Source organism: Mycobacterium sp. DBP42 (genome assembly GCF_005924235.1).
Lineage (GTDB): Bacteria > Actinomycetota > Actinomycetes > Mycobacteriales > Mycobacteriaceae > Mycobacterium > Mycobacterium syngnathidarum.
Genome location: NZ_VCMY01000020.1, coordinates 78,179 through 103,320, shown reverse-complemented (window position 1 = coordinate 103,320; position 25,142 = coordinate 78,179). Strand labels below are relative to the sequence as shown.

The following is a 25,142-nucleotide window of genomic DNA, read 5'->3' as shown; positions in this document are numbered from 1 at the left end:
TGGGTGACAAGTTCGGTCAGTCGATCGTGCACGGCAACGAGATCCTGGGGGATCTGAACCAGCGGATGCCCCAGATCCGGCGTGACACTGCGGGTCTGGCCGATTTGGGTGAGGTTTATGCCGATGCCGCCCCGGATCTGTTCGACGGGCTGACCAACGCGGTGACCACCGCGCGCACGCTCAACGAGCAGCGCGGCAACCTCGATCAGGCCTTGGTGGCGGCCGTCGGTTTCGGCAACACCGGCGGTGACATCTTCGAGCGCGGTGGGCCGTACCTGGTGCGCGGCGCTCAAGACCTCCTGCCGACCTCGGCTCTGCTGGACAAGTACAGCCCGGCGCTGTTCTGCACGATCCGCAATTACCACGATGCCGGCCCGAAACTCGCGGGTGCGCTCGGCGGTAACGGCTACTCACTGCAGACGCATTCGTTGGTGATCGGCGTGGGCAACCCCTACGTCTATCCCGACAACCTGCCGCGGATCAACGCCAAGGGCGGCCCCGAGGGCCGGCCCGGCTGCTGGCAGCCGGTCACCAAGGACCTGTGGCCCATGCCGTACCTGGTGATGGATACCGGTGCATCGATCGCCCCGTACAACCACCTCGAGCTGGGTCAACCGCTCGTGGCCGAGTATGTGTGGGGCCGCCAAGTGGGGGAGAACACGATCAACCCATGAGCATCAAGGGCACGATTCTCAAGCTCGGCATCTTCTCACTGGTGCTGCTCACCTTCACTGCGATCATCTTCGTGGTCTTCGGTCAGATCCGGTTCAACCGGACCTCTGAGTACTCGGCGATCTTCAACAACGTCAGCGGTCTGCGCACCGGGCAGTTCGTCCGTGCCTCCGGTGTCGAGGTCGGCAAGGTCTCGGGCGTCAAACTGATCAACGGCGGCCAGCAGGCCGAGGTCACGTTCAACGTCGAGAAGTCGCTGCCGTTGTTCGACCAGACCACGGCCTCGATCCGCTACCAGGACCTGATCGGTAACCGCTACCTCGAGCTCAAGCGGGGTGAGAGCAACACCAGGATCGCGCCGGGCAGCACCATTCCGCTGGAGCGCACCGAACCCGCGCTCGACCTCGACGCGCTCGTCGGCGGTTTCCGGCCGTTGTTCCAGTCGCTGAGTCCGGAGAAGGTCAACACCATCTCCAAGTCGATCATCACGATCTTCCAGGGCCAGGGCGGCACCATCAACGACATCCTGGATCAGACGGCGCAGCTCACCCAGAGCATCGCCGACCGGGATCAGGCCATCGGTGACGTGATCAAGAACCTCAACATCGTCCTGGACACCACCGTCGCGCATCAGCAGCAGTTCGACGACACCCTCAAGAACTTCGAGACGGTGATCACGAGCCTGAGGAACCGCGCCGATCCGATCGGCTCCTCGGTGGCCGACATCAGCAATGCGGCCGGGTCGCTGGCCGATCTGCTGTCGGACAACCGCCCGCTGCTCAAGGACACCGTCGGTCAACTCGAGGTCATCCAGCAGCCGCTGATCGATCAGAAGCAGCAGCTCAACGACATCCTGGTGCAGTTCCCCCAGGCGTTGAAGATCATCGGTCGTGCCGGTGGCATCTACGGTGACTTCTTCAACTTCTATGCCTGCGACCTTTCGTTGAAGCTCAACGGGTTGCAGCCGGGCGGGCCCGTCCGAACCGTCAGACTTGCTTCACAGCCGTCGGGGAGGTGCACGCCGCGATGAGGACACTGCAAGGTTCCGACCGCTTCCGCAAAGGCCTGATGGGCGTTGTGGTGGTGGCGCTGGTCATCGGCGTCGGCTCGACGCTGACGAGCGTGCCGATGCTGTTCGCGGTCCCCACGTACTACGGCCAGTTCTCCGATACCGGAGGCCTGAGCCTGGGTGACAAGGTGCGCATCGCCGGTATGGATGTCGGCACGGTCAAGAGCATGGACATCAACGGCGACAAGGTCGAGATCGGCTACACCCTGGGTGGCAAGACGATCGGCACCGAGAGCCGCGCGGCGATCCGTACCGACACCATCCTGGGCCGCAAGAACATCGAGATCCAGCCGCGCGGTAGCAAGACACTGGAACCGCGCGGGATGCTGCCGCTGGGCCAGACGACGACGCCGTACCAGATCTACGACGCGTTCCTCGATGTCACGCGCAATGCGTCGGGCTGGGACACCAAGTCCGTCAAGGAATCGCTGAATGTGTTGTCGGAGACGATCGATCAGACCTCGCCGCACCTGAGTGCGGCGCTGGACGGCGTGGCCAAGTTCTCCGAGACCATCGGCAAGCGTGACGAGGACGTCAAGAAGCTGCTGGCCAACGCCAACAAGATCGCCACGGTGCTCGGTGACCGCAGCACGCAGGTCAACCAGCTGCTGGTGAACGCACAGACACTGTTGGCCGCGGTCAACGAGCGTGGCCAGGCCGTGAGCATGCTGCTGGAGCGGGTGTCCTCGGTGTCGCATCAGGTCGAGGGCCTGATCAACGACAACCCGAACCTGAACCATGTGCTCGAGCAGTTGCGCACGGTCAGCGACCTGCTCGTCGAACGCAAGCAGGATCTGGCCGACGTCCTCACGGTTGCAGGCAAATTCATCACCTCGCTGGCCGAGGCGCTGGCCTCGGGTCCGTACTTCAAGGTGATGCTGGTCAACCTGATCCCGCCGCAGATCCTGCAGCCGTTCGTCGATGCCGCGTTCAAGAAGCGCGGTATCGATCCCGAGGAGTTCTGGCGCAACGCCGGGCTGCCGTCGGCCCGCTTCCCCGATCCCAACGGCAAGCGTTTCGAAAATGGCGCGCCACCGCCGGCTCCGACGCCGCTGGAAGGCACCCCGGAGCACCCGGGGCCTGCCGTGCCACCCGGATCGCCGTGCTCGTACACGCCGACGGCGGCTGGGATCCCGTCCCCGGGCAACCCGATGCCGTGCGCGGCGGCCACCCAAGGTCCGTTCGGTGGCCCGCACTACGGCCCGCCGGATCTGGCCACGTCGGCACCGAACCCTGACGGCATCGCGCATTCACCGGGTGTGCCCAGCGCGGCCATCCCCGGCCAGATGCCGCCGGATCAGCCCGGTGCCCCCGTTGAGCTGGCGCCCGGTCCGCCGGGAGCCCGCACCGTTCCGATCGCCCCGCTGCCGGTGGCGCCCGGACCGCTGCCGGGTTACGCACCGCACCCGGGACCGGTGAACGCTCCTCCGGCACCGCCGGGACCGGGGCCGGAAGCCGGCCCGGCGGGCACACCGCCGCTACCGGGTAATCCGCCGTTCCTTCCGCCCGGGTCGCAGGGATAGGCCGCACATATGTCAACTGTTTTCAACGTTCGAAACATCAAGTTGCCCAAGGCTTCCCGGGCAGCTGTCATCGTCGCTGCGCTGGCGGTGGCAGCCGCCCTGGTGCTGGGTTACTTCGGTATGAACCTGTACAAGAAGATGACCAACACCTCGGTCACCGCGTACTTCCCCGCGGTGCTCGCGCTGTATCCCGGTGACAAGGTCCTCATCATGGGCGTCAAGGTCGGTGCGATCGACAGCATCGAGACCGACGGCGACAAGATGAAGGTCGTCTTCCACGTCAACAACAAGTACAAGGTGCCCGAGAACGTCACGGCGTCTGTGCTGAACCCCAGCCTGGTGGCCTCGCGCGTGATCCAGCTGTCCCCGCCCTACACGGGCGGGCCGCAGTTGAAGGACAACGCGGTGATCCCGATCGAGAACACCCAGATCCCGGTCGAGTACGACGAGTTGCGCAACCAGATCACCCGTCTTCTCGACGAGTTGGGTCCGACCGCCGCACAGCCCAAGGGCCCGTTCGGTGACATCATCGACTCCTTCGCAGACGGGTTCCAGGGCAAGGGCGACCAGCTCAACCGCACGCTCAACGGGTTGTCGGAGGCGCTGACCACGCTCAACCAGGGCCGCGGCGACTTCTTCCAGGTGGTCAAGAGCCTGGCGTTGTTCGTCAATGCGCTGCACAAGAGCGACCAGCAGTTCGTGGCGCTCAACAACGACCTGGCGCAGTTCACCAACTCGTTCACCAACACCGACCAGGAGTTGGCAACGGCCCTGCAGGATCTCAACAAGGTGCTCAAGACCACCCGTGAGTTCCTCGACGAGAACGGTGGCGTGCTCACCCACGACATCAACAACCTGTCCGAGGTGACGACGGCGATCCTGCAACCCGAGCCGCGCAACGGCCTGGAGAAGGGTCTGCACTCCTACCCGAACCTGGCCGCCAACGTGCTCAACATCGTCTCGCCCAACCAGGGCGGCATCGTGAGCTTGCCGGTTCTGCCGGGTCTGACCAACTTCTCCAACCCGCTGCAGTTCATCTGCAGTTCGATCCAGGCCGGCAGCCGGTTGGGGTATCAGGACTCGGCCGAATTGTGCGCGCAGTACCTGGCGCCCATCCTCGACGCGATCAAGTTCAACTACCTGCCGTTCGGACAGAACCTGGCCAACACCGCGATGACGCTGCCGAAGCAGATCTCCTACTCGGAGCCCCGCCTGCAGCCGCCGGGGGGATACAAGGACACCACCGTCCCCGGTATCTGGTCGCGCGACACGTTGTTCTCGCACGGCAACCACGAGCCGGGCTGGACCGTCGCGCCGGGCATGCAGGGTGTGCAGGTGCAGCCGGCCACTCAGCAGATGCTGACCCCGGAGTCGTTGTCCGAGTTGATGGGTGGCCCGGACATCGTCGCGCCGCCGGCCCCGCCGGCGTTCGGTGCCCCGCCGGGAGGCAACCTGCCCGGACCGCCCAACTCGTACGACGAGAACAACCCGTTGCCGCCGCCGTGGTATCCGCAGCCCGGACCGCCGCCGGCGCCGGCACCCGGTGTGATCCCGGGTGATCCGATGTCGGGTCCCGCACCGGCCGCTCCGGCTCCGGCTCCTGCCGGACCGGCGTTGCCTGCCGAGGTCGGAGGACAGGGCTGATGAGCCGCTTGCGCGAAGAACGAACGGGTCTGATGAGCCGCTTGCGCGAAGAACGAACGGGTCTGATGAGCCGCTTGCGCGAAGAAGAAACAGGCCGGCTGAAGGCACGCAACTGGGGCCGTGTCGGACGACGCGTCGCGGTGTTGTCGGCGTCCGCGCTGATCCTCACCTCGTGTGGGCAGTGGCGCGGTGTGGCCAACGTGCCGCTGCCGGGTGGGCCGGGCACCGAGTCCGGCCGCACCACGCTGTATGTGCAGATGCCGGAGACGTTGGCGCTCAACGCCAACAGCCGGGTGCGGGTGCGCGACGTGTTCGTCGGCCGGGTCCGCAAGATCGAGCTGATCAACTGGACCCCGACGCTGACCGTCGATATTGAGCCCGGCGTCGTGCTGCCCAAGAACACCCTGGCCAAGATCGGTCAGACCAGCTTGCTGGGTTCGCAGCATGTCGAGCTCAACCCGCCGGCCGATCCGTCGGAGGAGAAGCTGCAGAGCGGGGACACCATCCCGTTGTCGCAGTCCTCGGCGTATCCGACGATCGAGCGGACGCTGGCCGGCATCTCGGGCATCCTGACCGGTGGTGGTATCCCGAACATCGAGACCATCCAGACCGAGGTGTTCAACATCCTCAATGGTCGCGCCGATCAGATCCGCGACTTTTTGGGCCGGCTCGACACGTTCACCGACGAGCTCAATCAGCAGCGCCACGACATCACCCGGGCGATCGACTCGACCAACCGGCTGTTGAACATCGTTGCGGCGCGCAACGACACGTTGGACCGGGTGCTCACCGAGTTCCCGCCGCTGATCCAGCATTTCGCCGATACGCGCGATTTGTTCGCCGACGCGGTGACGTCGCTGGGCCGGTTGTCCAAGGCTGCCGACGACACGTTGTCCAACAGCAACGCGAATCTGCACACCAACCTGCAGAACCTGCAACGGCCGCTCAAGCAGTTGGCCCGCTCGGCCCCGTACCTGGTGGAAGCGCTCAAGCTGATCCTGACGGTGCCGTTCAACATCGAGAACATCCCGAAGGCCGTGCGCGGCGACTACATCAACGTGTCGCTGACGATCGACCTGACGTTGAGCTCGGTGGACAACGCGTTCCTGTCCGGCACCGGTCTCTCGGGCATGCTCCGGGCTCTGGAGCAGGCATGGGGCCGCGATCCGGCGACGATGATCCCGGATGTCCGGTTCACGCCGAACCCGCACGACGCACCTGGTGGCCCGCTTGTGGAAAGGGGGGAGTGAGACATGTTGCTGACCCGCTTCATCAAGATGCAGCTCGTTCTGTTCTCGGTGCTGACGTTGATCGCCCTCGTTGTGCTGGCGCTGTTCTACCTGCGGCTGCCGACGTGGGCCGGGATCGGGATGTACAACCTGAACGCCAAGCTCCCGAATTCGGGCGGTCTGTACGCCACGGCCAACGTCACCTATCGCGGTACGACGATCGGCAAGGTCACCTCCGTCGAGCCCACCGAACAGGGCGCCAGAGTCGAGATGGACATCTACGACCGGTACCGGATCCCGTTGGACGCCAGCGCGAACGTGCACTCGGTGTCTGCGGTCGGTGAGCAGTTCATCGATCTGGTCTCCGAGGGCGGCAGCGAAGGTAAGTACTTCCGCGACGGCGACACGATCGAGAAGGGCACGGTGCCCGCCGAGGTGGGGCCCTCGCTCGACGCTGCCCAGCGTGGCCTGGCGGCGTTGCCCAAGGAGAAGATCTCGGTCCTGCTCGACGAGACGGCCCAGGCCGTCGGTGGTCTCGGCCCGTCACTGCAGCGCCTGGTCGACTCCACCCAGGCGATCGCCAGTGACTTCAAGGACAATCTGGGGCCGGTCAACGACATCGTCGAGAACTCCGGGCCGATCATCGACAGCCAGGTGAATTCCGGTGACGCGATCTCGCGGTGGGCCAAGAACCTGAACACGCTGGCGGCTCAGAGCGCCCAGAACGACGCGGCGCTGCGCGGTGGCCTCCAGCAGGCGGCACCGACGGCCGATCAGCTGAACTCGGTGTTCAGTGGCGTTCAGGAGTCCTTGCCGCAGACACTGGCGAACCTGGAAATCGTCATCGACATGCTCAAGCGCTACAACAAGAACGTCGAGCAGGTGTTGGTGGCGTTGCCCCAGGGTGGCGCCGTGGCACAGACCGCGACGATCTTCGCGCCAAAGGGCTTGCTGCACTTCGGCCTCGGTATCAACATGCCGCCGCCGTGCCTGACCGGGTTCCTGCCTGCCTCGCAGTGGCGGTCGCCTGCGGATACGTCGATGGCGCCGCTGCCGGAGGGCTTGTACTGCAAGATCCCCAAGGACGCGTCGAACGCGGTGCGCGGTGCGCGTAACTACCCGTGTGCCGATGTGCCCGGCAAGCGGGCCGCCTCGCCGGCCGAATGCCGCAGCGATGAGCCTTACCAGCCATTGGGTACCAACCCGTGGTACGGCGACCCGAACCAGATCCGCAATTGCCCGGCCCCGGCCGCGCGCTGCGATCAGCCCGTCGATCCGGGCCGGGTCATTCCCGCGCCGTCGGTGAATAATGGGATGAACCCGTTGCCGGCAAGTCAGCTTCCACCACCGGAATCGACGGCGATGCGCAGCGACCCGCTGACCGCGCCTCGGGGTGGCAATGTGAGTTGTAGTGGACAGCAGCCGAACCCCTGCATCTACACTCCGGCAGCAGGTTCGACCGCCACCTATAGCCCGTCCAGCGGCGAGGTGGTCGGTCCCGGCGGTGTGAAGTACTCCGTCACCAACTCGAATAAACCAGGAGATGACGGATGGAAGGAGATGCTGGCGCCAGCCAGCTGAACCTCGCCGACCAGCAGGACCCCCATACCCCTGACCCTCAAGCGGAGACCGTCTCCGAGATCTCTGACCCGGACGCCTCCGGAACGGAGACCGAGGAGGCTTCTCAGGAGTCCGTGTCACGGCCTTCGCGGTTGGGGCGTGGCTGGATGGCGGCGATCCTCGCCGGCCTGCTGGTCCTTGCGGCGGCCGTCGGTGTCGGCGGCTACCTGGCATTGCGAGCGCATCAGGACAGCGAACGCATCGCCGGCGACGAGGCCGAGGCCTTGGCCGCGGCCAAGGACTGCGTGACCGCGACTCAGGCGCCCGACACCCAGGCGATGATCGCGGCCCAGACCAAGATCATCGAATGCTCGACCGGCGACTTCGGTGCGCAGGCCGGCCTCTACAGCGGCATGCTGCTGGATGCATACCAGGCCGCCAACGTGCAGGTGAAGGTCTCGGATCTGCGAGCCGCGGTGGAGAAGCACAACGATGACGGGTCGATGGATCTGCTGGTCGCGGTGCGTGTGTTGGTCACCAACAGCGAGAAGTCCGATGAGGAGCAGGGTTATCGGCTGCGGGTGAAGATGGCCCGCGCCGAGGACGGCAACTACAAGGTCGCGCGGCTCGACCAGGTCACGTCGTGACCGCTGTGCTGGACAGCGCCGACCCGGCCTCTACCGCGGGGACCGGGTCGGACCGGGCGCGGCTGGCGTCGTGGCCGGCCCGAGCCGGGGCATTCGCCATCGACGTGCTGGCTCCCGCCGGATTGATCGTGACGGCGACATTGGTCGCGCAGGGCACCTCCCTGGGTAAGTGGCTGTGGTGGGCGGTGTACGCGGGCGGGCTGGTCCTGCTGGTCGCCGTTTCATGTGTGAATCGCATTCTGTTGCCGACGTTGACGGGCTGGAGTCCGGGCCGGTCGGTGTTCGGCATCCGGGTGGTGTCGCCGGCCGGTGACGCGGGGCTGGGGCGGCTACTGCTGCGTGATCTGGCCCATCTGCTGGACACCGCGGCACTGTTCCTGGGGTGGCTGTGGCCGCTGTGGGATTCACGCAGGCGGACCTTCGCGGACCTGTTGACCAGTACCGAGGTGCGTTGCGTCGATCGGCCTGAGTCCGATGTCCGTCGTCGCGCCGGTGCGCTGTTGCTGACGCTCGCGCTGCTCAGCGGAATCGCGGCCGGGCTGGGATATCTGCTGGTGTATCGGCAGGATCGGGCAGTTGACCAGGCCCGCGCGCAGATCACCGAGCAGGGGCCCCGGATCGTCGAGCAACTGCTGAGTTACGGGGTGGATTCCGTCGACGCTGATTTCGCCAAGGCGCAATCGCTGACCACTGACAACTACCGGCAGCAGCTGGTGGCCCAGCAGGACGCGGTCCGCAAGGCCGGGCCGACCACCAACGACTACTCGGCCGTGAGCAGCGCGGTACTGCCGGGCTTGACCGCTGACGCGGCCACGATGCTGATGGCGCTGCAGGGGCAGCGCGGCACCAATCCGCAGGAGCTCAAGTTCATCACCGCCACGGTGCGGGTGGACTTCCGGAAGTCAGACGACCATTGGCTCGTCGACAATCTCACCGTGCTCAAACGGCCAGTGCTGAACGGGGGCGGACAGTGAGCCCGCGTCGGCGGATCGAGCCCGACGAGCGGGACTACTTTGCCGTCGAGCCCAAGGAGCCCAAGGAACCGATCCGGTGGGGCCTGCCGATCGTCGGGATGATCTCCGCCCTGATCATTGCCGTGGCCCTAGTGGGCAGCACGCTGATCTTGATCCGGCACGAATCGGATCGTCGTGCCGAAATCAAGACCGCCGGAGCGCTCGACTACGTGCGTGAGTTCATGACGGCCTACACGACGTTGGATCCGTTCCACGCCAACGACTACGCCGACCGCATTGCCTCGCAGGCCACGGGCGATTTCCGAAAGATGTTCCAGGAGAAGCAGAACGAGATCGTCGTTCAGGTGGCACGGGCTGAACCGACCGAAGGAGCGGTACTCGATGCCGGCATCCAGCGGTGGAACGACAACGGTAGTGCCGATGTTCTGGTCGCCACAAAGGTCAGCACCCGAACCCCAGACGGCAAGTCTGTGGTCGAAAGCGGCAGCCGTTGGATTGCGACGACGATCTGGGAAGGACAGCAGTGGAAGATCAGCCAGCTGATTCAGGTGATCTGACCACCGGCGAGCCTGAGAAGCCCCGCCGCAGACTGCGTTTCGGGCGGCGTCGCCGTGCCGAGGCGGCGGCTGACACGGCGGTTGACGCGTCCACGTCAGATGACGTCGAGACGCCGGCCGATGCGGGATCCGACGAAGCCGACGGATCCGAGGCCACGCCGGAGCGTCGGACCCCGACGGGCAAGGCGGGTCGCAAGGCGGTCGTCGAGCCCGAACCGGCCGTTGAGTCCGAGTCCGAGGCTTCGGCCGATGCCGAGTCGGAAGTGACGGCGGAACCGGAGCCCGAAACCGAGGCCGACGCTGACGTGACGGATGCCGAGTCCGAACCGGTCGTCGAGGCCGAGACTGAGCCGGTCGAGGACGCGCCGGATGAGGACGCGCCGGATGAGGACGTGGTGCTCGTTCCGCACCGCGAGGCCGGTAAGCGGCTGACGTACTTCGCCGCCGGTGCGGCGGCGGTGTTCGTCGCGGCGGCCGCATTCGGGGGCGCAATGCTGCAGCCGTACCTGGCCGACCGGGCGTTGGTGGCGACCAAACTGCAAGTGGCCCGGACTTCGGCCGACGCGATCACCACACTGTGGACCTACAACCCGGACAACATCGAAACCCTGCCGGATCGCGCCGAGAAGTATCTGTCCGGAGACTTCGCGGACCAGTACCGGAAGTTGATCGATTCGCTTGTCCCGACCAATAAGCAAGCGCAGGTGACCAACAACACCGAGGTGATGGGTACCGCGGTGGAGACCATCAGTCGCGATGAGGCCACCGCCATCGTCTACACCAACACGGTGTCGACGAGCCCGGTGACCAAGAACGTTCCTTCACTGCGCTACATGTCATATCGGTTGGTATTGCATCGCACCGACGGGGATTGGCGGATCACTCAGATGCCGGCATTGACTCAATTGGACTTGTCGCCGCAGCTGTAGAGGCGAGGATGTAGCTATGGCTATCGCCTCGCCGGTGACGCAGCGGTCGACAGTTGTGGCGCTGCTGCTGTTGACGTGCGCCACCGGGATCGTCGATGCCGTCAGTGTGTTGGTGCTCGGCCATGTGTTCGTCGCCAACATGACCGGAAACGTGATCTTCCTGGGCTTCTGGTTTGTGCCGCACTCGGGTGTGGACGTGACCGGTGCCCTGGTGGCGTTCATCGGGTTTGTGCTGGGCACTGTGGTGGGTGGGCGGCTCCGCCGGCATCTCGGCAGACATGTCCGGAATTGGCTGGCCACCGCGTTGGGTGTGGAAGTTGTTCTACTGACCGTACTTTCGATTCTGGCCGGCACCGGCGTGTTGAATTATCAAGACAATCGCAAGCTCATCCTCGTCGTGCTGGCGATGACTTTCGGGATCCAGAACGCGACGGCGCGCCAGTTCGGCATCCAGGAGTTGAGTACCACGGTGCTGACCCAGACCATCGTCGGTCTCGGTTTCGACAGCCGGTTGGCCGGCGGTACCGGGGACCGCGAGAAGTTGCGCTACGGAGTGGTGGCCACGATGTGTGGCGGCGCGATTCTCGGGGCGACGGTGTCGCAGTTCACCGTCGCGCCGGTGATTGCCCTGGCGGCCGTGGTGGTGGCGATCAGTGCGCTCATCTTCAAGTTCGGGCCGGCTCCGGAGTCGGCCCCTGCGGAGAATGCTCGCTGATCCAGGCTGCACCCTCGTCGGCCGCGTGTAGCAGGGCGGTGAATTCGCCGACATAGTCGGCCACCGCGCCGACGCCGGGCAGCATGCCGAGATAACGGTAAAGCTTTTGTGGATGAGGCCTTTTCGTGAACTCGTCGCCGACCGCGCGTAACGTGCCGGCGAACTCCCAGAGCCTTCCGGGCAGCGAGTGGGCCGGCACGTCGGGATCGTCGGCGGTGTCATCGGGGAATTGACGGTCGCACAGGACGGCGCCCAGCAGCTGCACCTGATCGTCGTAGTCGGTGACGCCATCCTCGCGGGCCACCGCGCACAGCACGATCGCCTGGTTGGTGAAGCCAAGGAAGTCCTGAATGCCGAGCCGGTCGGCGATGACCCCGAATGCTCCGGGAAAGGCAACGAGGATGGTGGTGACCGCCCCCGCGCGGTGCACCCACCACTTCACGTGGCCGTGCTGATCCATCTCGGCCCAGGCCTTGGTGCCCGGCAGCTCAGCGAAATTGACCACTGCGGCCGCGATGTCGAGCGACTTGCCCACGGGGCCCTCGCCGGGTTCCTCGCGATGGGTGCGTCGCCTCAGCCCGAGCGGATCGAAACGGCTGAACACATCGAGTACCGGGTTGATCACGGATACCGCATGATCGAGCGCACCCGCGACGTCAGCGTCCGAGAGGCGAGTGAACGGCAACAGGCTTATCCCCACCCCAGCTATCTTGCCGGATGGTGTTGGTAGTGGTCCATGAATTGTCGGACCCCTCTGCTTTGATGGTGTTATGTCTTCGGACGCAGCTTCTTTCGCCGCTGGGGAGTCCCCAAAGGAGCGGCTGGAGGTGTTGTTCGACAAGTTGTCGGAGCTGTGCGGTCAGCGCAACGCGATCGATGGGCGCATCGTGGACATCGTCGCCGAACTCGAACGCGACGAGTTGTGCGGTATGACCGGTGCCCGTTCGGTTGCGGCGTTGGTGGCCTGGAAGACCGGTGTCACCCCTCGTAACGCCGAGACTGTCGTGGCGGTGGCACGGCGGGTTGAGGAATTCCCCCGCTGCACCCAAGACCTGCGCGAAGGCCGGCTCTCGCTGGATCAGGTGGGGGTGATCGCCGACAAAGCCGCCGACGGCTCCGATGCGCACTATGCCGAGTTGGCCTCGGTCGCCACCGTGACCCAACTGCGCACCGCGATCAAGCTCGAGCCGCGCCCGGAACCTGATCCGAAACCCGAACCGCAGCGGGAGATCACCAAAATCCCCGGCCCCGCCGACGAATACACCACCTGGCGGATCCGGCTACCGCGGCTGGAGGCCGCCAAGTTCGAGGCCGCCCTCCAATCCCATCACGATGCGCTGGTGGCCGACTGGAAACGTGACCACGACATCGACCCGAATACCGGTGAGCCGACCTCGGCTCAGGCACCGCCGTTCCCCAACAGTGTGGATGCGTTCATGAGCCTGATCCAGGCCGGCTGGGATACCGATGTAGCCGCCCGCCCGCACGGGCAGCGCACCACCGTCGCGGTGCATCTGAACCTCACCGACCGCATCGCTGCCCTGCATCTGGGGCCGGTGCTCACTGATGAGGAACGGCGATTCCTGCTGTGTGATGCCACCTGTGAGGCGTGGTTCGAAAGCCACGGCCAGCCGATCGGAGCCGGGCGTACCACCCGCACCATCAGCCGCCGACTTCGCCGTGCCCTGGAGCACCGCGACCGGTGCTGTGCGGTGCCCGGGTGCGGCGCCACCCGCGGTCTGCACGCCCACCACCTCGTGCACTGGGAGGACGGTGGCCGCACCGACCTCGATAATCTCGTCCTGGTCTGCCCCTATCACCACCGCGCCCATCACCGCGGCGAGATCACCATCACCGGGCCCGTTGATCGGTTGCGGGTCACCGACCGCAGCGGGAAACCGTTGCAGGGTGGGTCGTTGGCCCGGCCACCCACGATGCCTCCGCCCGATGTTCCGCCCTACCGAGGGCCAACCGGGGAACGCGCGCACTGGTGGTGGTACCCACCCTTCCAACCCCAACCACCACCAGAAGCCGTGTAGCCGTCGGCCGGTAACCTGACAGATATGCCCAACGCCGCGGATCGGGCCGACGTTTTCGTCAAACGGAACGCGTCAGCGCCGGCGGGTTTCTTCGCCGCCGAGGCGGCCGGACTGAACTGGCTGGCGGTGCGCGGTGGCGTCCCCTGCGTTCCGGTAATCGATTACGACGCAACGTCATTGACACTGCAGCGGCTGCACCCGGTGGCGCCGACAGCGCGGGCGGCATGTGACTTCGGTGCGCAGCTGGCGCGTACCCACGACGCGGGCGCGCCAGCCTATGGGTCGGGGCCAGACGGTTACGACGCGCAAGGCTTCTTCGGTCCGATGTCACAGCCGTTGCCAATGTCATTGGCCGGCAATAATTCTTGGGGCGCTTTCTACGCCGACGCCCGGTTGGTCCCGATGACGGAGCTCGCCGGGCCAAGGCTGAGCGTCGAGATCCGGGAGGCCGTCGCGGCGGTGGCCGACATCTGCCGCGCAGGCGTGTTCGACGACGAAGACGGGCCGGCCAGGCTGCACGGTGACCTCTGGAGCGGCAACGTGATGTGGACCGCCGACGGCGCGGTGCTCATCGACCCGGCTGCGCACGGTGGCCATCGCGAGACGGATCTGGCGATGCTGGCGCTTTTCGGCTTCCCGTTCCTCGATGAGGTGTTGGCTTCGTATCAGTCTGTCCGGCGGTTGCGAGACGGATGGCGCGATCGGGTCGACCTGCATCAGCTCTATCCGCTGCTGGCTCACGTCGTGCTGTTCGCCGGCGGCTATGTTGGCCAGGTCGGCGCCGCGGCCCGGCGAGTCCTGCTGTCCTACAGCAAACGACGGATCGAGTAGGGCGAACGGCTGACGGGCTACGGTCGGAGTCGACCGGCGCAGGTTGGGGCCATTTCGTTGGCGATCGGAATCACTTGACAGTCCGCCGGATGTCCGGCAACGGCAAGATCCGCACGCGTGGCACGTAGCAACATCGCGCCCTGCGACCGGCAACAGGAGTCACAATAGCCTGTCGCACGCGTCAATATATCTCTGACCAGTGCAGCACGGATCGATTCCCTCGCAACTAGTTTGCGACAGATTGCATAGGCGAATAGCCAATTCTTTTCAGCAATGCCGTGATGGAAGTCACATTAGTGCTACGTTGCCTGAGATCAACCTGAGAAAGTGGCCGAAAGGACTGGTCGGATGGCAGTCAAGCACCGTAGGCAGCGGCGGCGCGTAAAGAGGGTGGCGACCCTCGGCGCGGCAACCGCAACAGTCACTGCGCTTACGGTGGGTGTTGCTCCGCCAACGGCTCAGGCCGCCGCGGTCCAGCGGGACGTACGGCTGCAATCCGGTGTCCAGATCTTCCCGCCGCCCGACCAGATCCCTGACCTCACGGGCGGCCTCGGAACCCAGGTGTACAACCAGTTCCAATCCGTCGGCGCGCAGCTGCAAACGGCGTTCGTCAACACCTTCAACTTGGCTGCGCTCCTGCAGGCAGCGGGTATCGATCCGACGGCTGCCATCGAGGGCCCGCTCAACGACGCGCTGGGAGGGGCGCTTGGCGGCGCCCTGTCAGGATTGCCGGTAGGCGACCTGGCCGAACTTCTCGGAATCGACCTTGAGGATCCGCTCTCGTCGGCTGGGGTCAACCTGATCACGTCCGGTGGTCTCTTCACCCTGCTGAAATTGCTCGGTGTCGACCTCGGGTGGACACCGTCGTTCCCCAACTCGGTCGCCGACGAGATCAACAACACCCCGTACCTCGACATCAGCCTCGACGCGATCTTCGACGCGCTCGGCCTCCCCACATCTGGGCTTGGGTTCGAGGCTCTGAAAGCCACTTTCAAGGCAATCACCGGCATTGACCTGCCGCCCCTCACCGCCGACGTGGTAGATCTCCGCGTGCCCGTCGTCGCGGGCTGGGGTTTCGGGGCCTTCGCCGCCGGAGCGGCGTATCAGCAGGTGGTCGATGATTTACCGAATCAGCCTGGCGGGGCGGCGTATACGGGCACCGATCCGCTGCTCGGGAGCTTCACGGTCCTGCCGATGATCCTGATCGACAACCCGGGTCGTGCCAACGGCGGCATCCTGGCCCGCGCGTATCCGTTGTTCGGGCTGCTGGGGATCGACACCGTGACACCGGACACGCAGGTGCAAAGCAGTACCGACGGGCAAGGTCTGCTCAACGATATACAGCTGTTCGGACTCACCCTTGGCGGCGCCAACCTGATCCCGATCAAGATCGACGCAACGGCGGAGTATCTGCCGCTGTCGGACTTCGCCGCTTGGCCCAACCCGTTCACGATGGCGAACAATGTTGCGGCAGGGCTTTTCCCGACCTATATCCTGCGCAACCAGTCGCTGGATTCGCTCACCACGGTGCTCGTCGATCAGGTCGTCCAGCAGCTCGGCGACGACATCACCGACTATTTGGCGGACCCGGGAGATGACCCCACCAAGGGGCCCAAGCTCAACATCTACGTGACGATCCCGGCGCAGAGCCTGCCACTGCTGGAGCCGACGTATCTGGCGTATGACGTCGTCAACTTGCTGACCGGGGCGAATCTCAACAACCCGATCGGCACGGCGCTGAGCCCGGTGCTCACCAGCCTGGTCAACCTCGGCTACACGGATGTGTACTACAACCCGGAAACCGGTGTGTATGACCGCACACTCGATGAGGCAGACATCCCAACGGCTTTCGGAACTCTTCCCGCGGATGTCGATTGGGGACAGGTTCCGGGCCATCTGGTGAACAACCTGCTGACCGGCATTCAGAAGGCGATCGACGACGGCCTGGTGAGCCAGACCCCGGTTTCCAATCCGATCAAGACCCTGCTTGGCTTGCTGGGCGTGGGCAATCCCTTGGACAGCCTCTCCCCGGACGTGCTCGACACACTCAGCGACACCGGCACGCAGAGCCTTGCGAAGACGAGCTTCGAGCCGCAATCCCTCACGCAGACCAATGTCGGTACGGATACCGTGAATCTGAAAACCGCGGTGGACGAGCCTGTCGTGGGCAACGCCCAGGAGAACGTCGATGACGGCGTCAAGAAGCTTGCCGCGGCAGGCGAGGATGCACGGCAGGAAGTCGAGAAGACGATCAAGGACGCCGGGGACCGAGCTAAGGCCCAGGCCCAGAAGGCACGTGAGCGGACGGCCACGGCGGTCAAGGACACCCAGGATCGGCTGAACAAGCTCGCCGAGAATGGCCGTAAGCAGATCAGGTCGGCGGCGGAGGGCATTCAGAAAGGTGCTGAGAACGCAGCCAACGACGCGAAAGCCAACGCCGGGAAGGCAGGCGATTCACTGAAGCCGGCCAAGAAGGCCGAGAAGAAGCCTGACAAGAAGTCCGAGAAGAAGACCAAGAAGAAAGACGCTGCCTGACGCCTGATGTACCGACTTCACGGTGTACAGGGGGGTCGCAACTGGTCGCGAGATCAGCGCACCGGCCCAGGTGTTCGCGCGCCTGGGAATCGGTGAGCATGGCGTGGAAGTCCTCGGCGCTGCGCCACTGCAAGTCTCAGAAGGAACTCACCTCATTGCTGCTGCAGTGCGCGCAGAACCTTGAGGCGGGCGCAGCGGAAACTACGATTGACCGGTGACTTCGGAAAGGCGTGGGCGCGGTCGGCCCGCCGGGCCTGGCGTCGACGTCGCGCAACGCCGCTCGGATCTGCTCGATGCTGCCGAACGCGCGATCCGCGTCCACGGACCCGATGTGGGGATCGCGGAGGTGGCCAAAGAGGCAGGCTTCGTGCGTTCGGCCGTCTATGCGGTGTTCCCGAACCGGGCGGCCATCCTGTCTGCACTCGGTGAGCGTCAGGCGCACCGCCTGCTCAGCGAGATCACCCGGCGCGCAGCAGGTTCAACCGATCTGCGGCAGCGTATGTCGCTGTTCTTCGACGTGATCTGTGCCTGGATGCAGGACGATCCGAACCTGTACCGCGCCTTGAGTGTGCATGCCGCCGGCGGCCATGAGATGGCCGGGATCTTCGATGAACTCGCCGCCGCAGTCGAGGCGATGCTGACGGTGTCGATGGCTGCCGGCGGTGCCGACACGGCGGCCGCCGCGCCGTGGGCGCGGGCCATCGTCGGGTCGGCCATGGTCAGCGCGCAATGGTGGTTGCGGGAATCGTCGATGCCCCGGGAAGAGCTCGTCGAGCACCTGACGAAACTGTGTTGGGACGGTGGCTCGGCGCTGCCGTTCAGCCCATTCGATGTTTCGGCTATTGACAGCGGTGGCACATAAAAGACACCATGTCTTTTATGGCTGCTCCCGCCTCACCCCAGGTTGACGGTCCCTCCCGGTACTGGGAGGACGTCCCCGACGAATATGACTTGAAGCTGACGGAGATCACCGGCACGATCCCGCAGGGATTGACCGGCACGCTCTATCGAAACGGATCCGGCCGCTGGAACGTCGGCGCGTCACAGGTGGACAGCCTGTTCGACGCCGACGGCATGGTGGTCGCGTTCGCCATCGACGGCGACGGCGTGCGGTTCAAAAATCGCTTCGTCCGTACCAACCACTACCTGACCACTACCGCGGCCGGCCGGATGGTGAAGCGTGGATTTGCCTATCAGCGTCCAGGCGGCATGCGGGCCAACGCATTTCGGCTGCCCGCCAACACCGCCAACACCAACGTGATGATCGGCGACGATCAACTACTCGCGCTCTGGGAGGGCGGGCGTCCGCACGGCATGGACCTCGACACGCTCAACACCATCGGCATGTGCAGCCTTGACGGGGTGCTGAAAGGGCCGATCGGGGCCTACTCGGCGCACTACACCTATGACGCGATGACGGACACGCGGGTCAACTTCGGGTTCGAACCATACTTCCCGCGTCTGGACTTGCGACACATCCGCAGCGCCCCGAACCGGGCCGAAAAGATCAGGCGGCTGCGAGAACTCGCAGGCGAGGCGATTCCCCGGGTGCGCCTGCGCTTGTACGAGACGGACAGCAGCGGCGTCACCCGATATCTACGGGCCGTGCCGCTGCCGGGCATGGGACTGCTCCACGACATGGCGCTCACCTCGCGTTACGCCGTCTTCATGATGTCGCCGCTGCGGATCAATCCTTGGGCCCTGCTCGGTCGCCAATCCTATTGGGATGCCATCAAGTTCAAGCAGAATGAGCCCTCCTATTTCATCCTCGCCCCGCGCGACGGCGGAAGGGTTCGGATCATCGAGACCGACCCGTTCTACATGTGGCACTACGCCAACGCTTACGAGGACGGGGCCGACGTGGTGGTCGAGCTACCGAGGTTCGCGCCCGAAACCTTCGGTGGCATGCAGGCCTGGGCGTCCGACAACCGCACGGACATGGCCCGGATGTACGAGGACGTCGACCCGGACAAAGCCTCGGACTCGGTGAGGCTGACCCGCTTTCGGATCACCGGCGACGACCGCGTCCTGGTCGAACCGCTGGCCCAGATGGGTTGCGAATTCCCGCAGATCGACCAACGCCGCTCCACTCAACCGCATTCGGTGACCTATGTGACGGTGCCCAGCGATGGGCAGGGCGGCGGCGAGGGGATCGGCCGTTTCAACCACAGTGACGGCACGGTGCAAACCTATTGCCCGCCCGGCCACAAACTGGTCGAGCCGATCTTCGTTCCGCGTCCGGGAAGCTCTGCGGAGGACGACGGGTGGGTGCTGACCGTGGGATACGACGAGGCACAACACCGCAGCCGGCTGATGGTGTTCGACGCACCGCACATCGACGCCGGACCGATCGCCGAAGCATGGCTCCCGTTCCACCTGCCGATGAGCTACCACGGGGCGTTCACCGAGCGGGTGGCCAGGTTCTAGGCCACTAATTGGGGGCCAACGCGCTTTCGGTCAGGTGCGCGATCACCGGCGACAACAGTTGCGCGTACTCGGCGGTGATGTGGTTGTCGTCGCGGAAGACCAGGGTGTTACCGACGATCACCGGACAGTGGGTGTCGGTGCAGAAATACTGGTCCAGCCGTGCGTACTGTCCGCCGCCGGCCTGCACCGCCGCAGCCTCCGCGGCAATACCGTTGTCGTTCACGGCGATCGAGCGGTTGGGCGCGCAGGCCGAAGCGTCGTCCATGTGTGCCGACAGGCAGGTCGGAACCGTCGTGTGGGGATCGGGCACTGGACCGAGCACCAGTACCCGCGCGCCGGTTCTGCGCAGCTGCGACACCAGTCGCGTCAACCCGTCCAGCCAGGCCGGGTCGTAGCTGACGAAGCCGAAATCGGCTCCGTAGCGACGCACCATGTCCAGCACGATCAGGGCCGGGCGGTCGTTGGAGATCCGGTTCAGCACGTCGGCCCGCCACTGCTTGCATTCGGTGAACTCGCGTTCGAGGTAGGGGCTCATGATCGGCAGCTTCATCGGCGGGCAGGTGACTTTGGCGTAGGTCTTTAGCTGCCAATGCTGCTGCTGCGCCGCGGTTTCCAGGGCTGGCTGCCACATGCCGGCATGGGAATCGCCGAGCAGCGCGACCTTGGTGGCCGATGTGGTGTCGCCGGTTGTGCAGTCCGGTATGGCGACGTCCTTCCAGGACAGTACACAGCCGTTGACGAACACCTCGGGTTTGGGGATATCGCCAAGCGGCGGTGACAGATTCGACGGCACCACGCGCAGACCTTCCGACGCGGTGACGGCCGCCTGGACCTGCTGCTCTGGCGTCGGTGCCGTCGCCGCTGCAGCGCGAGGTGGCCCGACGACGGCGACCGGGACCGCGGCCGGCCCGGATCCCGTCGGCACCGGACGCACCGCCAACAGCACCAGCCCGGCGCAGACGGCCACCCCGGTGGCCGTCGCACCGACGGCCAGGCTGCGCCACGACGAGCCCCGCAGTGCGGTGGCGAACCGGGCCGGGTTCTCGACGAGGTGCAGCGTCAGGATCGCCAGGCCCAACGACATCACCATCATCGCCACCCGGCCCGCCAAGCCCAGCGCGTGGCCGAAAAGCGCGGGCGCCAACAGCAAGACCGGCCAGTGCCACAGGTACCACGAGTACGACAACCGGCCGATGCCGCGCAGTGCCGGTTTCGACAGCAGGCGTCCGACACCCAGATCGGGTATCGCACAACCGGCCCCGATCACCAGAGCGGTGCCCATCACCGGAAGCAGTGCCGCGGAGCCGGGATAGGGCGTGGCGGTGCCGAACTGTGTGCAGGTGGCCAGGATCAGCGCCAGGCCACCCCAGCCGACCAACGCCGCACAGACCGGCGGCAGACTGCGCCAATGTGCCGCGGTCAACGCGATCAGCCCACCGGCGGCCAGCTCCCAGGCGCGGGTCGGCAGGGAGAAGAACGCCCAGGGCGGCATCGTCTCGGTCCACGACAGAGACAAGGCGAGCGAGGCGCCGGCCACCACCGCCAACACACCCGCGTACGGGGCGGTTGAGCGGGGACTGCGGCCGCGGCGGGTCAGCAACCAGGCGGTGCCGAGGATGAGTGCGGGCCACAGCAGATAGAACTGTTCCTCCACGCCGAGCGACCAATAGTGCTGCAGTGGGGACGCCGCTGTCTCTGCCGCCAGATGGTTGGTGCCCCCTCCACCGAGATAGTCGGTGCCCTGCGCAGCGAAGCGGTAGTTCCCCACGTACAGGGCGCCGGCGATCGCGTCGGCCAGCACCGCGCGCGCTCGCAGCGGTGGGAGTAGGACGGCGGCCGCTATCGACGTCGCAACAAGGACGAGTGCGGCGGCCGGTAGCAGACGACGGGCCCGGGCGGCGTAGAACTGCCCCATCCGCACCGTCCCGGTGCCCGACGCCTCCCGCCACAACATGCCGGTGATCAGGAATCCCGACACGACAAAGAACACGTCGACGCCGACGAAGCCGCCGCCGAAACCGGGCACCCCGGCGTGAAACAGCACCACCGCCAGCACGGCGACCGCCCGCAAACCTTCGATGTCGGGGCGAAACTGTGTGTTCCACAGGGGTTTTCGCCCGCTCGCGGGGCTGCCGCGGCGGGCTGTGGGCTCCGCGAGGGTCGTCACTCTGTTCACTCGAGTAACGATCGTCGCATGAAGGGCGCCGTTGACCCTGGATTTGCGGGGCCTTTGGTGAGCCTGTTGCTAGCCTCATGCCGATGGGACGATCACGCATTGCGGCGCTGGCAGTGCTGTGCGGGCTGCTTTCGGGCTGCTGCGCTCCGACTGAAACCGACGGCACGTGCGATCTGAACGGCCTTCCGCCCGAGGCGGACAAGACGGTTGAGCTGATCCAATCCGGTGGGCCATTTCCCTATCCGCGCAACGACGGCGTCGTCTTCGGAAACTACGAAGGCCGGCTGCCCGAACATGAGCGCGGCTACTACCACGAGTACACCGTCCCGACGCCCGGTAACAAACACCGCGGTAAGCGGCGCATCGTCACCGGCGGAGCACCGCAGCAAGATCCGCCCGAGTACTACTACACCGGCGATCACTACGAATCGTTCTGCCTGATCGGAGGCATGTGAAAACGTACCGGATCGACGGGGACAAGGTGGCCTCCAAGGCGGACTTCTTCACCGAGATCGGCCGCGCCGTCAACGGCGACGACGGCTACTTCGGCTCGAATCTGGATGCCCTGGCCGATTGCCTGCGCGGCGGATTCGGCACTCCGGACAACCGCAAATTCCGGTTCGTCATGACGTCGTACCGGAACATCAAAGAGGCGCTCGGACAAGATACTTGGGCCACGGTGTTGTCGATCTTTGCCACCGAGGGCGTCGACCTGTGGCTGGAGAATTGACCGTCGGCGCGTTCAGCAAACCTGGACTGTGACGGCTTACGCGCGTCCGACGGGGGTGAAAGCGCGTCGGCCGGGAACTGGCAACGAGGTTCTGCGGCAACGGCGTTGACCGTCGACGCGCGGCCCGCAAAAAGTGGCTACGCTGGCGTTCTGCGCGCCGTCAGGTGCGGGAGACTTGGTGAACAAGAGGCGGGAGCGACGCGCGCGTGACCGAATTACCGGCGACTGAGACGACATGGCTGATGGCCCGCACCGAGGATTCGGCACGCCTGTGGCAAACCGATTCGCGGGGAATGGCCGCCGCATTGCCGTACTTTCGTGCCACGGTGTCCCACTTCGTCGCACTCAGCGGCGGCACTCTGTCGGCGAGCCAAGGCCCCGGCGACGGCTTCGCGGCTGTCTTCGGCCGCCCGACTGACGCGGTGTCCTGCGCGCTGTATCTGCAACTGACGCCATTGGATCCGTTCGAGCTGTGTATCGGTGTGCACCGCTGTGCGGCCGGCACCGAGCGGCTGCGCGACATCGCCCATGGTGGGCAGACCTTGATATCGAGCACGACGGCGTCATCGGTCGCCGGTGATCTTCCGTCCGGCACCACACTGAAATACCCTGGCGATCAACGCATGGGTGATGCTGAGCCTCCCGAGCGCCTGATGCAGCTGTGTCATCCGGGGCTACGCAGATACCTGCGGCCCCTACACATGCCGAATGCTGTTCTCGCCGAGATTCTGGTGAACTGACCGGCTCAGTTGAAGGCGAGCCAGCTGGGCAGCGCACGCTCACGGGAGTCGCACAGCACCTGGCGGGTATCGCAGTTGCCGCGCGGTGATCCGGCGCCGCTCCACATGCCGCCGGTGTCGCGACGCAACACGATCGCCGACGAGCCGCCGCCGTCGAGCAGCACCGCGTTGTCGGCGCCCAGGCCGCGGAACAAGTCCTGGATGTTGTCCGGCGTGTAGCTGCCACCTTGGAAGACGTAGAGCTGATCGGCGGCCCGGTTGTAGCCGACGGCGGTGCGCGCCGCGCTGGGGCCGTTGTCGTTGAGCTGACCGGTATCGCCGGGGGCGAGCAGGCCGATGCCGGCCACCGCGACGAACCGGGCGTTCTGGTCGAGCAGTCGCTGGATCACCGGGGTGGCCGAGTCGTAATCGTCGGGCCCCTTGGGCATCACGACGTACGGCGCGCCGCCCATCGGAAGGATCATCGTCGCCAACGCCGACCAGTGCTCGTTCCCGCCGGACAGGCCCTGCTTGCCGGCGTAGGCCAAGGTGCCGGTGACGGCGGCGTTGGCCCGGCCCTGCCCGCGGGTGTTGTCGACGTAGGCACCCAGCGGTGACGAGCACTTGGTGTCGCGCCACGAACCGGCCTTCTGCGCACGCACATCGAAGAAGTTGGCATTGACCGCGATGGTGGGCTGCCCGAGGACCTGCCACGCGGCGAGTGGCGCATAGGTCTCCGACGCCTGCCACAGCCCTTCACCGGTACGGGCGCCCGGGGTGCGCTCACAGCGGGATTGATACCCCTGATGGCTGTCGACCAACAGGCGTGGATTGAGCCGGCTCGAGGCGTTCCTTATCGCCATCAGGTGGCCGCCGTTGTTGAGCGTGTAGGCACGTCCGTCCGCGGCCAGGAACGGGGCGGCGAACTGGCCGCCGAAGTTGTAGACGAGGTAGGCGCCCTTGGTGTTGGCGATCGCCCCTAGCAGCAGCGCCCGGGGATCCTCGGCCCGCGCGGCGGGGGAGCCGGTGGTGGCCAGGGCCGCGCAGACGGCAACGGCGGACGCAGCAGCGACCGCACGTTGCAGGAGTTTTGCCAGGCCTGGCACGAAGTACACAATAACCACACAGGAAACTCTGTCAACATGCGTAACAGCCTGGTCACGGTTGGATCAAGACGCGATCGCACCTGGTTGATCGGTGTTAGCTGGCTGGCCTGCCGCGGGCTTACGCATCACCGCCGGCCGCAAACGTGCGGGCAGCGCCTGCAGGCCCACCGCGCACAGCGCGGTAACGGCCATCGCCCCCGCGGTGGTGGTCCATGCCGGGGCCGCCGGGAACGCGGCCTCCAGCAGCATCGCCAGACCGAAGATGACGAACAGCGCCGCGGCGCCCAGCTGGATCACCCGCTCGGGCAGGTGCTTGCCCGCGATGGCCCCGACGGCGATGGCCAGCGCGTCGGCAGCCACCATGCCGATGGTCGAACCGATCCAGACTCCGACCCAGTCGTTGTCGGCGGCCAGCGTGATGGTGGCGAGCATGGTCTTGTCGCCGAGCTCGGCGAGCAGGAACGCCGAGGTGACCGTGAAGAATGCCGGAGCGGTCGAGCGTTGGGCCTTGGTCGCCTCATCGTCGGACAACTTGTCGCCCCGCAGGGTCCATAACCCGAAGAACACGAACGCCACCCCGGCGAGGATGCCCAGCAGGTGCGTCGGCAGTGCCGCTCCCAGATAGTGGCCGACGGCGACGGAGATCAGGTGAACCGCGGTGGTGGCCGCGGTGATGCCGACCAGCACCACCCACCAGCGGTAGCGCAGCGCGAAGGTCATGGCCATCAACTGGGACTTGTCGCCGAGCTCGGCGACGAAGATGACAGCGAAGCTCAAGAGCAGAGCAGCGAGCACTCAACAACTCCTCGGTCGTTGGCTGCCGTTGGGGGCTGAAACAGATTGCCTCCGGCCGGCGAACCAATGGTCTACGGCCGAAGGTCTCGCCCACCGGTCAGTGACCGGTTCGGATAACCGGGCCGTCAACACGACGCTGTGCGGCCAGTATGTCGAATATCCGATTGGGGGCTACTCCCCTTCGCTGTTGTCCACCATACGCACCCCGCGCGCGACGATGCAAACCATCCCGCGCGAAAGTGCTTATTCGACAATAAGTTTGGGA

General features: G+C 65.6%; 23 protein-coding genes. 19 read left to right on the top strand and 4 right to left on the bottom strand.

Annotation, left to right across the window (positions count from 1 at the left end; translation table 11 throughout):
- The 11 genes from E0T84_RS18715 to E0T84_RS18660 all read left to right on the top strand — a co-directional run.
- On the top strand, positions 1 to 674 hold a 674-nt coding region (locus E0T84_RS18715), incomplete at its 5' end, for an MCE family protein (RefSeq protein ID WP_171055079.1).
- On the top strand, positions 671 to 1,702 hold the full coding sequence (locus E0T84_RS18710; RefSeq protein WP_070186693.1) for an MCE family protein: 1,032 nt from the start codon (positions 671 to 673) through the stop codon (positions 1,700 to 1,702). The genes E0T84_RS18715 and E0T84_RS18710, both read left to right, overlap by 4 nt.
- A complete protein-coding gene (locus tag E0T84_RS18705; protein ID WP_070186727.1) occupies positions 1,699 to 3,264 on the top strand; it encodes an MCE family protein in 1,566 nt (521 codons plus the stop codon). Before E0T84_RS18710 ends, E0T84_RS18705 begins: the two co-directional genes overlap by 4 nt.
- 9 nt (positions 3,265 to 3,273) lie before the next feature.
- The gene (locus E0T84_RS18700; RefSeq protein WP_070186694.1) at positions 3,274 to 4,908 is read left to right on the top strand and encodes a virulence factor Mce family protein; all 1,635 of its coding nucleotides are present in this window, start codon (positions 3,274 to 3,276) and stop codon (positions 4,906 to 4,908) included.
- A gap of 65 nt (positions 4,909 to 4,973) precedes the next feature.
- Entirely contained in the window at positions 4,974 to 6,158 is a 1,185-nt protein-coding gene (locus E0T84_RS18690) for a virulence factor Mce family protein (RefSeq protein ID WP_070186730.1), read from the top strand.
- Positions 6,159 to 6,164: 6 nt separating this feature from the next.
- The gene (locus tag E0T84_RS18685; protein WP_070186728.1) at positions 6,165 to 7,718 is read left to right on the top strand and encodes a virulence factor Mce family protein; all 1,554 of its coding nucleotides are present in this window, start codon (positions 6,165 to 6,167) and stop codon (positions 7,716 to 7,718) included.
- Positions 7,688 to 8,344: a hypothetical protein gene (locus E0T84_RS18680; protein WP_138745179.1), complete on the top strand. Its 657-nt coding sequence runs from the start codon at positions 7,688 to 7,690 to the stop codon at positions 8,342 to 8,344. Before E0T84_RS18685 ends, E0T84_RS18680 begins: the two co-directional genes overlap by 31 nt.
- The gene (locus tag E0T84_RS18675; RefSeq protein WP_138745178.1) at positions 8,341 to 9,318 is read left to right on the top strand and encodes an RDD family protein; all 978 of its coding nucleotides are present in this window, start codon (positions 8,341 to 8,343) and stop codon (positions 9,316 to 9,318) included. Before E0T84_RS18680 ends, E0T84_RS18675 begins: the two co-directional genes overlap by 4 nt.
- Positions 9,315 to 9,875, top strand: coding sequence for a mammalian cell entry protein (locus E0T84_RS18670; protein ID WP_070186729.1), 561 nt, complete (start codon positions 9,315 to 9,317; stop codon positions 9,873 to 9,875). The genes E0T84_RS18675 and E0T84_RS18670 overlap by 4 nt, the downstream gene beginning before the upstream one ends.
- Positions 9,842 to 10,804, top strand: coding sequence for a mammalian cell entry protein (locus E0T84_RS18665; RefSeq protein WP_138745177.1), 963 nt, complete (start codon positions 9,842 to 9,844; stop codon positions 10,802 to 10,804). Before E0T84_RS18670 ends, E0T84_RS18665 begins: the two co-directional genes overlap by 34 nt.
- Positions 10,805 to 10,820: 16 nt before the next feature.
- The gene (locus tag E0T84_RS18660) at positions 10,821 to 11,519 is read left to right on the top strand and encodes a YoaK family protein (RefSeq protein ID WP_138745176.1); all 699 of its coding nucleotides are present in this window, start codon (positions 10,821 to 10,823) and stop codon (positions 11,517 to 11,519) included.
- Here the strand turns inward: E0T84_RS18660 and E0T84_RS18655 are convergent.
- Complete coding sequence (locus tag E0T84_RS18655) at positions 11,470 to 12,219, bottom strand: hypothetical protein (protein WP_138745175.1); 750 nt, start codon at positions 12,217 to 12,219, stop codon at positions 11,470 to 11,472. The genes E0T84_RS18660 and E0T84_RS18655 overlap by 50 nt on opposite strands.
- A 70-nt stretch (positions 12,220 to 12,289) precedes the next feature.
- On the opposite strand from E0T84_RS18655, the gene E0T84_RS18650 reads away from it, so the two are divergent.
- The 5 genes from E0T84_RS18650 (at position 12,290) to E0T84_RS18620 (ending at position 19,351) form a co-directional block, all read left to right on the top strand.
- The gene (locus E0T84_RS18650; RefSeq protein WP_138745174.1) at positions 12,290 to 13,558 is read left to right on the top strand and encodes an HNH endonuclease signature motif containing protein; all 1,269 of its coding nucleotides are present in this window, start codon (positions 12,290 to 12,292) and stop codon (positions 13,556 to 13,558) included.
- 24 nt (positions 13,559 to 13,582) lie between these two features.
- Positions 13,583 to 14,389: a fructosamine kinase family protein gene (locus E0T84_RS18645; protein ID WP_138745173.1), complete on the top strand. Its 807-nt coding sequence runs from the start codon at positions 13,583 to 13,585 to the stop codon at positions 14,387 to 14,389.
- A 348-nt stretch (positions 14,390 to 14,737) separates the two neighbouring features.
- The gene (locus E0T84_RS18640; protein ID WP_249383679.1) at positions 14,738 to 16,924 is read left to right on the top strand and encodes an AAA family ATPase; all 2,187 of its coding nucleotides are present in this window, start codon (positions 14,738 to 14,740) and stop codon (positions 16,922 to 16,924) included.
- A gap of 214 nt (positions 16,925 to 17,138) precedes the next feature.
- Positions 17,139 to 17,786 (top strand): TetR/AcrR family transcriptional regulator, encoded by a 648-nt coding sequence (locus E0T84_RS18625; RefSeq protein WP_138745172.1) that lies wholly within the window; start codon positions 17,139 to 17,141, stop codon positions 17,784 to 17,786.
- 17 nt (positions 17,787 to 17,803) lie between these two features.
- Positions 17,804 to 19,351: a carotenoid oxygenase family protein gene (locus E0T84_RS18620; RefSeq protein ID WP_138745171.1), complete on the top strand. Its 1,548-nt coding sequence runs from the start codon at positions 17,804 to 17,806 to the stop codon at positions 19,349 to 19,351.
- A 4-nt stretch (positions 19,352 to 19,355) separates the two neighbouring features.
- On the opposite strand, the gene E0T84_RS18615 is transcribed toward E0T84_RS18620, so the two are convergent.
- Positions 19,356 to 21,518: an acyltransferase family protein gene (locus E0T84_RS18615; RefSeq protein ID WP_138745170.1), complete on the bottom strand. Its 2,163-nt coding sequence runs from the start codon at positions 21,516 to 21,518 to the stop codon at positions 19,356 to 19,358.
- Between the two features lie 86 nt (positions 21,519 to 21,604).
- Here E0T84_RS18615 and E0T84_RS18610 point away from each other — a divergent pair, with 86 nt between their 5' ends.
- From E0T84_RS18610 to E0T84_RS18600, 3 genes are all read left to right on the top strand, one after another.
- A complete protein-coding gene (locus E0T84_RS18610; protein WP_371726066.1) occupies positions 21,605 to 21,982 on the top strand; it encodes a ribonuclease domain-containing protein in 378 nt (125 codons plus the stop codon).
- The gene (locus E0T84_RS18605) at positions 21,979 to 22,257 is read left to right on the top strand and encodes a barstar family protein (RefSeq protein WP_138745169.1); all 279 of its coding nucleotides are present in this window, start codon (positions 21,979 to 21,981) and stop codon (positions 22,255 to 22,257) included. Before E0T84_RS18610 ends, E0T84_RS18605 begins: the two co-directional genes overlap by 4 nt.
- A gap of 206 nt (positions 22,258 to 22,463) precedes the next feature.
- Positions 22,464 to 22,997 carry an adenylate/guanylate cyclase domain-containing protein gene (locus E0T84_RS18600; protein WP_138745168.1) on the top strand — a complete coding sequence of 178 codons (534 nt, stop codon included), beginning with the start codon at positions 22,464 to 22,466 and terminating at the stop codon, positions 22,995 to 22,997.
- Between the two features lie 5 nt (positions 22,998 to 23,002).
- Here the strand turns inward: E0T84_RS18600 and E0T84_RS18595 are convergent, their stop codons facing one another.
- Positions 23,003 to 24,091: a phosphodiester glycosidase family protein gene (locus E0T84_RS18595; protein WP_138745183.1), complete on the bottom strand. Its 1,089-nt coding sequence runs from the start codon at positions 24,089 to 24,091 to the stop codon at positions 23,003 to 23,005.
- A 54-nt stretch (positions 24,092 to 24,145) separates the two neighbouring features.
- A complete protein-coding gene (locus E0T84_RS18590; protein ID WP_138745167.1) occupies positions 24,146 to 24,877 on the bottom strand; it encodes a TMEM165/GDT1 family protein in 732 nt (243 codons plus the stop codon).
- Positions 24,878 to 25,142 lie beyond the last annotated feature (265 nt).

What these genes read in the sequence shown, in the direction of transcription:
- E0T84_RS18680 (WP_138745179.1), top strand. Translation starts at nt 7,688, where the DNA reads ATGGAAGGAGATGCTGGCGCCAGCCAGCTGAACCTCGCCGACCAGCAG.
- E0T84_RS18700 (WP_070186694.1), top strand. Translation starts at nt 3,274, where the DNA reads ATGTCAACTGTTTTCAACGTTCGAAACATCAAGTTGCCCAAGGCTTCC.
- E0T84_RS18660 (WP_138745176.1), top strand. Translation starts at nt 10,821, where the DNA reads ATGGCTATCGCCTCGCCGGTGACGCAGCGGTCGACAGTTGTGGCGCTG.
- E0T84_RS18640 (WP_249383679.1), top strand. Translation starts at nt 14,738, where the DNA reads ATGGCAGTCAAGCACCGTAGGCAGCGGCGGCGCGTAAAGAGGGTGGCG.
- E0T84_RS18690 (WP_070186730.1), top strand. Translation starts at nt 4,974, where the DNA reads ATGAGCCGCTTGCGCGAAGAAGAAACAGGCCGGCTGAAGGCACGCAAC.
- E0T84_RS18710 (WP_070186693.1), top strand. Translation starts at nt 671, where the DNA reads ATGAGCATCAAGGGCACGATTCTCAAGCTCGGCATCTTCTCACTGGTG.
- E0T84_RS18645 (WP_138745173.1), top strand. Translation starts at nt 13,583, where the DNA reads ATGCCCAACGCCGCGGATCGGGCCGACGTTTTCGTCAAACGGAACGCG.
- E0T84_RS18705 (WP_070186727.1), top strand. Translation starts at nt 1,699, where the DNA reads ATGAGGACACTGCAAGGTTCCGACCGCTTCCGCAAAGGCCTGATGGGC.
- E0T84_RS18610 (WP_371726066.1), top strand. Translation starts at nt 21,605, where the DNA reads ATGCCGATGGGACGATCACGCATTGCGGCGCTGGCAGTGCTGTGCGGG.
- E0T84_RS18650 (WP_138745174.1), top strand. Translation starts at nt 12,290, where the DNA reads ATGTCTTCGGACGCAGCTTCTTTCGCCGCTGGGGAGTCCCCAAAGGAG.
- E0T84_RS18620 (WP_138745171.1), top strand. Translation starts at nt 17,804, where the DNA reads ATGGCTGCTCCCGCCTCACCCCAGGTTGACGGTCCCTCCCGGTACTGG.